Genomic DNA, 402 nt, shown 5'->3' on the forward strand with positions numbered 1-402 from the left:
ACAAAACCCGCGTAGGTTCCAATAACAACGGTCAGGTTGAAGGCACTGACGGCGACCCCGCTAGCCTCAACACCCTGAACGTTAAAAACGCTTACCTGCAGTACCGTTTCCCCGGCACTGAAATCCTGACCACCGCTGGTATCAAAAACACCAACCTGCCCGGCGCTGCTGCTGGTAACATGGTTCTTGGTGATGCTGACTCCGGTATCTTCTCCATCGAATCCCCCATCACTGACCAGTTCGCACTGGCAGCTGGCTTCATCCGTTACAGCGATGCAGCTCAGACCGATGGTGGCGCTAACGCGGTTTCCAACCACGATGAACTCGATATCTTCTATCTGGCAGCTCCCATCACCATCGATGGTATCTCTGCTACCCCTTACGCTGCTTACGCAAACGTAG

Annotated in this window: 1 pseudogene; it reads left to right on the forward strand. The window is 54.2% G+C overall.

The features are described 5' to 3' along the window. Positions 1 to 402 (forward strand): annotated as a pseudogene (locus FMR86_RS20320) (hypothetical protein); the annotation flags it as partial.

It is taken from the genome of Desulfovibrio sp. JC010, assembly GCF_010470675.1.
Classification (GTDB): Bacteria; Desulfobacterota; Desulfovibrionia; order Desulfovibrionales; family Desulfovibrionaceae; genus Maridesulfovibrio.